At 64.5% G+C, this 6399-nt stretch carries 7 protein-coding genes; 6 read left to right on the top strand and 1 reads right to left on the bottom strand.

Going from position 1 to position 6399, the window contains the following annotated elements:
- The first annotated feature begins 71 nt into the window (after window positions 1-71).
- From NKH73_RS29335 to NKH73_RS29350, 4 genes are read left to right on the top strand one after another with little or no spacing between them, the layout of a single operon-like run.
- The gene (locus tag NKH73_RS29335) at window positions 72-1061 is read left to right on the top strand and encodes a sugar ABC transporter substrate-binding protein (protein WP_352938248.1); all 990 of its coding nucleotides are present in this window, start codon (window positions 72-74) and stop codon (window positions 1059-1061) included.
- Window positions 1058-2059 carry an ABC transporter permease gene (locus NKH73_RS29340; RefSeq protein WP_352938251.1) on the top strand — a complete coding sequence of 334 codons (1002 nt, stop codon included), beginning with the start codon at window positions 1058-1060 and terminating at the stop codon, window positions 2057-2059. Before NKH73_RS29335 ends, NKH73_RS29340 begins: the two co-directional genes overlap by 4 nt.
- The gene (locus NKH73_RS29345) at window positions 2056-2820 is read left to right on the top strand and encodes an ATP-binding cassette domain-containing protein (RefSeq protein ID WP_352938254.1); all 765 of its coding nucleotides are present in this window, start codon (window positions 2056-2058) and stop codon (window positions 2818-2820) included. Before NKH73_RS29340 ends, NKH73_RS29345 begins: the two co-directional genes overlap by 4 nt.
- Window positions 2821-2878: 58 nt before the next feature.
- Window positions 2879-3964, top strand: coding sequence for a Gfo/Idh/MocA family protein (locus tag NKH73_RS29350; protein ID WP_352938256.1), 1086 nt, complete (start codon window positions 2879-2881; stop codon window positions 3962-3964).
- 9 nt (window positions 3965-3973) lie between these two features.
- Here the strand turns inward: NKH73_RS29350 and NKH73_RS29355 are convergent, their stop codons facing one another.
- The gene (locus NKH73_RS29355; RefSeq protein WP_352938259.1) at window positions 3974-4243 is read right to left on the bottom strand and encodes a hypothetical protein; all 270 of its coding nucleotides are present in this window, start codon (window positions 4241-4243) and stop codon (window positions 3974-3976) included.
- Window positions 4244-4455: 212 nt separating this feature from the next.
- Between NKH73_RS29355 and NKH73_RS29360 the strand changes: the two genes are divergently transcribed.
- Both NKH73_RS29360 and NKH73_RS29365 read left to right on the top strand, forming a co-directional pair.
- Window positions 4456-5430 (top strand): ABC transporter substrate-binding protein, encoded by a 975-nt coding sequence (locus NKH73_RS29360; protein ID WP_352938261.1) that lies wholly within the window; start codon window positions 4456-4458, stop codon window positions 5428-5430.
- Window positions 5431-5514: 84 nt separating this feature from the next.
- Window positions 5515-6399: ABC transporter permease (locus NKH73_RS29365; RefSeq protein WP_352938263.1), on the top strand; the 885-nt coding region annotated here is incomplete at its 3' end.

Here is a 6399-nt window from a genome sequence, read left to right on the forward strand (position 1 = left end):
CCGCACAGGCGCTCCGGTCGTCGAGAAACGAGCCGGATACAACGCAACCAACAATTAGGAGGAGGAAGAACATGCGCATGTTCAATCGCCTGACGCTTGGCGCAGGTCTGTTTGCAACCGCACTTTCAATGCCGGCCCATGCCGAAGACGCGGCGAAGGTCGCGGCCATCGTCAAGGGCCTCGACAATCCCTTCTTTCAGTACATGCACCAGGGCATCGAAGAGCAGGCCAAGGCCGACGGCGTTGGCGTAACCGTCCAGGCGGCCGCCAATATGGGCGACGCCACCGGGCAGGCCGATCGCCTGACCGCCATGGCCATGCAGGATTTCGATTGCTACCTGGTTAATCCGATCAGTGTTTCCAACCTCGTCCAGGCGCTGGTTCCGGTCGCTCAGAAGAAGAAGCCGATCGTCAACATCGACAGCACCATCGACGCCGAGCAGGCCAAGGCGGCCGGCTTTGCCATCTCGACCTATATCGGCACCGACAATGTGGCCGCCGGCGTGCTGGCCGGCGAGGAGATGCTGAAGCTGGTTCCTGCAGGCTCCAAGGTCGCGCTGGTGGCCGGCATCGTTGGCGACGTCGGCTCGAACGCCCGCATCAAGGGCTTCAAGCAGGCCGTCGAAGGCAAGCTCGAAGTCGTGGTGATGGTTAGCGCCGACTGGGACCGCGAGAAGGCCCTGACCGCGGCCACCGATATCCTCGCCGCGCATCCCGATCTCGCCGGCTTCTTCGCCGCCAACGACATCATGGCGCTCGGCGTACAGCGCGCCGTCCAGACCTCGGGCAAGGACGTCAAGGTGATCGGCCTTGACGGCATCGTCGATGCGCTGAAATCGGTTGCATCAGGCGAACTCTCCGCCACCGTCGCCCAATATCCCTATGTCGTCGGCGCCATGGGCGTGGAGGCCTGCAAGGCGGCGGCTTTGGGCAAGGAACTGCCCGCCAACGTGCCGGCGCCGGTGTTGCTGATCAACAAGGACAATGCCGAAGCCTCGTTGAAGAATTTCCCGCGCCCAGGCGGCGACTATCCCGATCCTTTCCGCGAGATGTTGAAGTGAACACGCCTGAACAAAACGCGCCCGTGCATTCCGCGGGCGCGGCGGAGGAGAGCCGCCCCTCCCTGTCGGCTCTCCTCCTTGATCCGTCCTTCTGGGCCGACTGGGCCTCCGTCGTCGGCCTGGTCGGCCTCGTCATCGTCTTCGGCCTCAGTCAGCCAGTCTTTCTCAGCGTCGCCAATTTGCAGGCCCTGCTCCTGGCGGCGGCGATCCTAGTCGTGCTGTCGATCGGCCAGACCTTCGTCGTGGCGACCGCCGGCATTGATCTTTCGCTAGCCGCAGCTGTCATGCTGGGGGCAATCATCCTCGGCCTCGTCAACGCCGCCGGCTACGGCATCTTCCTCGCCTGTGTGCTGGCTGTTCTTGCCACCAGTGCGGTGGGCTTCCTCAACGGCGTTCTCATTACAGCCGGCAAAATTCCCGACTTCGTTGTGACGCTCGGCACGCTTTCGGGCGTCACCGGCCTCGGCCTCATCCTGTCGGGCGGTGAGCCGACGATGGTCGGCTCGACCTTCCTGCTCAAGCTCGCCTCCGGCTCCTTCGGACCGTTCGGCTATCCCGTCTGGGTGGCGATCGCAGCCGTCATCGTCGCGCATATCGCGCTCTACCACACCCGCTTCGGCGTGCATCTGCTGGCCACCGGCGGCCAGGTCGAAAGCGCCGGCGCGCTCGGCATCCGCACCAACCGAGTCAAGATCGCCGCCTATACGATTTCGGGCTTCTGCGCCGGCATTGCCTCGCTGCTTCTGGTGGCGCGCATCGGCTCGGCCGAACCGCAGATCAACACCAGCCTTCTGCTCAATTCGGTGGCGGCGGTGGTTCTCGGCGGCGTCAGCCTATTCGGCGGCCGCGCCAGCATTCTTGGGCCGGCGATCGGCGCGCTGATGCTCACCGCGCTGGTCAACGGACTGACGCTACTCAGCGTTTCGGCCTTCTACCAGCCGCTCGCCGTAGGTGCCATCGTGGTGCTGGCCGCCCTGATCATGCGGTACCAGAAATGAGCGCCGTCCATCATATCCCGCCATCCGACGCGATCCTGGCCTGCGAGGGATTGAGCAAGCATTTCGGCGGCATCCGCGCCTTCACCGACGTCGCCTTCCAGGCCCGCCGCGGCGAGGTCACCGCGGTCATCGGCGACAATGGCGCCGGCAAATCGACGCTGATCCGCTGCCTGGTCGGCGTGCATGTGCCGGATGGCGGCCAGATCTTGTTCGACGGTCGGCCGCGTCCCTTCGCCAATCCCGACGAGGCACGCAAGGCCGGCATCGAGACGGTGCACCAGAACCTGGCGCTGATCGACGAACTGACGGTGGCGCAGAACCTGTTCCTCAACCGCGAGATCGTGCGCCGGATCGGGCCCATCGCCCTGCTCGATCGCAAGGCGATGCGAGAGCAGGCGCGCGCCATGCTGTCGCGCCTGTCGATCAACATGCCTTCGGTCAACCAGCGCGTGCGGCGTCTGTCGGGCGGGCAGCGGCAGGCGATCTCGATCTGTCGCGCCGCTGGCTCCGGCGCCAAGCTGGTGGTGATGGACGAGCCGACGGCGGCGCTCGGCGTACAGGAAACCGCCAATGTCGAGGCGCTGATCCGGCGCTTGCGCGAGCAGGCGGTGAGCGTCATCCTGGTCAGCCACAATTTCGATCAGGTGCGGCGGCTGTCCGACCAGATCTGGGTGATGCGGGCGGGACGGATGGTGGCGACCGTGCGTTCGTCGGAAACCACCGGCAACGAACTCGTCGCGCTTGTAACCGGGGCGGCCTAGAGGCCGCCGATCCGGCCGGCCTGTCACGAACTGATTGTTGCAAAAAGGGAGTTTGCGAGTGGCGATAATCCGTGTCGGACTTGTGGGTCTTGGCGAGGTCGCGCAATCGATCCATCTGCCTGTCTTGGCCGACCAGCGCGACCGCTGGGTGATAGCGGGCGTCTATGACGTCTCTCCGAGCCTGGTGGCGCTCTGCACATCCGAATATCCAACCGCCACGGCCTTCGAAACGGCCGAAGCGCTGATCAATTCCCCCGACATCGATGCGGTCTTCGTGCTGTCGTCCGATGACACCCACAGCCGTTTCGTCCGCGCCGCCGTAGCAGCCGACAAGCACATCCTCCTGGAAAAGCCGGCTTGCCTGACGGTCCGCGAGATCGACGAATTGCTGGCGCTGACGACGAACTACGCCAAGACGATCTTCGTCGGCTATATGCGCCGCTATGCGCCGGCCTATCTGGCGGCGAAGGACGAACTGCCCGACGCTGCCGACATCACGCATGTGCGCATCTTCGACCTGATCTCCGAGGGCCGGCATTTCCTGAAGAAAAGTCAGAATATCCTTTACCCCACCGACATTGACCCGGCGCTGCTGGAGCGTGGCGTCAAGGAGCGCGACGCGCTGATCCGTGAAGTCGTGGGCGCCGATGCACCCGCCGATCTCGTGCGCGCCTATCGCGGCCTGACCGCGCTCTCCTCGCACCATATTTCGGCGATGCGCGGGCTCATCGGCGAACCGGTCCGCGTGCTCGCCGCGCACCGCACCAATGGCGGCGCCAACACCTCAGTGACCTTCGACTACGGCCATTTCGCCTGCCAGTATGACGCGGTGGTCGACGATCTCGGCCTGTTCGACGCCATGATCGAGGTGCGCTCGAACAGCAAGCGGGTCCGCATCATCTACGATACGCCCTATATCCGCAGCCTGCCGACGCGGCTCGAAGTGACGGAAGCCGGACCGCTCGGACCGGTGACTAGGACGTTCGGGCCGCTCTATGGCGACGCTTTCTCCAACGAGTTGGAGATTTTCCACCGCCATATCACGGACGGCACGAAGCCGCTGATGGACCTCGCGGATTCACGCCGTGATCTCGCACTGATGGCGGAGATCATCGGGCGGATGAAGGAGATTGGCGATCGCTGAGGCTACCGCCTACTTGCCGCAATGATGATCGTTGATCTTGTTCAACGCATTCGCGTCGGGCCCGACCCGGTGGTAGGAGCAGGCTCCTGCGGCTGTCGTGAACAACTGCTGGTCATAGTAGCGCGGGCCGCCGAACAGGATGTCGATGATGTCGCCTTCAGCGGGAACGTAGCGTTCAGGATCAGCCCGTTGGTCGCGACTTCCAGCGAAGGCCGAGGCGGACGTGCAGCAGACTAGCCCCAAAACGAGAGCGCGGATCGCAAAGCGTTTTGTCGTCATCGGCAATCACCTTCTGGCCGTTCAGCGTTATCATACATCCAAAATCGCCAGCCGTGCAAAAGTTCCCCGGATCGTCCGAGGCGGCGGCGAAAAACCTGCCATCCTTGCCGATCCCCGCCTGTCACAATAGGTTTATCCTGCGGCGCTAGGGAGAGCGTTCTCGCATCCGGCGCCTAGCCGGGTCCGTCTCTTCACACCAAGTGGGGTTTTCCATGCGCAAGATCATTCTCGCCGCCATGTTTCTGGCATCCGCCGTCGCAGGCGCTTCGGCTGCCGACGGCAAGCTGGTCGTCTACACGAGCCAGCCCAACACCGACGCGCAGCACACCGTCGATGCGTTCATGGCGAAGTACCCCGCAGTCAAGGTCGAATGGGTGCGCGATGGAACGCCGAAGATACTGGCCAAGCTGCGTGCTGAGATCGAGGCCGGTCAGCCGCAGGCGGATGTGCTTCTGATCGCCGACGTTGTCACCATGGAAGGCCTGAAGAAGGAAGGCCGGCTGCTCGCCTATCCCGAGGCTGACGTTTCCGGCATCGAGGCCGCCCTCTACGACAAGGACAAGACCTATTTCTCGACCAAGCTGATCACCACCGGCATTATCTACAACACCAAGGCGCCCTTCGTGCCGGCGAGCTGGGAAGACCTCACCAAGCCGGAGGCGAAGGGCCTTGTCGCGATGCCGAGCCCGCTGACTTCGGGTGCGGCGATGATCCACACCGTGACGCTGACCGGCAATCTGCCGGAAGGTTGGGACTATTACGGCGCGCTCGCCAAGAACGGCGCCCAGGCAAGCGGCGGCAATGGCGACGTGCTGAAAGCCGTCAGCGGCGGAGATAAGCTGTTCGGCATGATCGTCGACTACATGCCCATCCGTGAAAAGGCCAAGGGCGCTCCCGTCGAATTCGTCTTCCCCAGGGAAGGCGTCTCGGCCGTCACCGAGCCGGTCGCTATCCTGTCCACGGCCAAGAACCCCGACGCTGCCAAAGCCTTCGTCGATTTCCTGCTGTCCAAGGACGGCCAGGAGGCCGCCGCCAAGATGGGCTATATTCCGGCACGCGCCGACATTGCCCTGCCGGCCGGCTATCCCGACCGCTCGTCGATCAAGGTGCTGAGCTACGATGCAGCCGCCGCACTCGCCAACGACGCCGCCAACAAGGAAAAGTTCGGCGCCGTGATGAGCCAGTAGCCAGCTGAGCAGCCAGCGGTGTCTTCCGCGCAGGACATCCTCCCAGGGCAACGTGTGTCGGCGCGACGCGGGCGTATGTTGGGGGTGCGAACCACGCCTGGGTTTCGGGCGTCGGCGCTCGCCGTCCTGCTGGTCATCGCTCTGCTCAGTCTGCTACCGATGGTCAGGCTTCTCGTCGCGGCCGTTGCGCCGGGCGGTGAGCTCGATTTCGGCGCATTCGCCGAACGCCTGGCCAAGCCCGCCGCCCTGCGGGCGATGTGGCACACGCTGGACACCGCGTTTTTCGGCGCCGTGCTGGCGGTCTGCCTCGGCGGCCCCTTTGCCGTCGCCGTCACGATGACCGACCTGCCCGGACGAAAGCCTCTCGGTTTCCTGCTTTTGCTGCCGCTGATGATCGCGCCGCAGGTTACCGCTTTGTCGTGGCTGCATCTGTTTGGCCCGTCCAGCACGCTTCTCGGCATGGTCGGCATGGCGCCACCACCGGGAACCCCCAATCCAATGCTTGGCCGCAACGGCATCATCCTACTTTACGCCGTCCAGCATGCACCGATCGTCTTCATCACGCTGCGGGCCGGGCTTTCCCGGATCCCTCGCGATCTCGTCGAGGCTGCCAGGGCCTCCGGCGCCAGGCCGTTATCCGTGTTATGGACCATCGTCCTGCCGGTCGTGCGTCCGTATATCGTAGCCGCAGCGGCACTTGCTTTCGTTTCGGGAGTCGGCAATTTCGGCATCCCCGCTTTGCTCGGAATGCCGGTCAACTATCTGACGCTGCCGACGCTGATCTATCAGGACCTGTCGAGCTTCGGTCCCGGCGTGCTGCCGCAGATCACGGCGCTGTCGGTGCTGGTCGGCCTGCTGGCGTTGGGGCGGCGGGGCGCCCCCGGGTTTGGGCCCCGCCGCCGCCCCCCCCCCCGGCACAAAAAGCGCCCGCGCCCGGTTTTTGATGGGGGGGGCCCACAGCCCCCCCCC

The organism is Mesorhizobium sp. M0938 (genome assembly GCF_040319125.1).
GTDB lineage: Bacteria > Pseudomonadota > Alphaproteobacteria > Rhizobiales > Rhizobiaceae > Mesorhizobium > Mesorhizobium robiniae.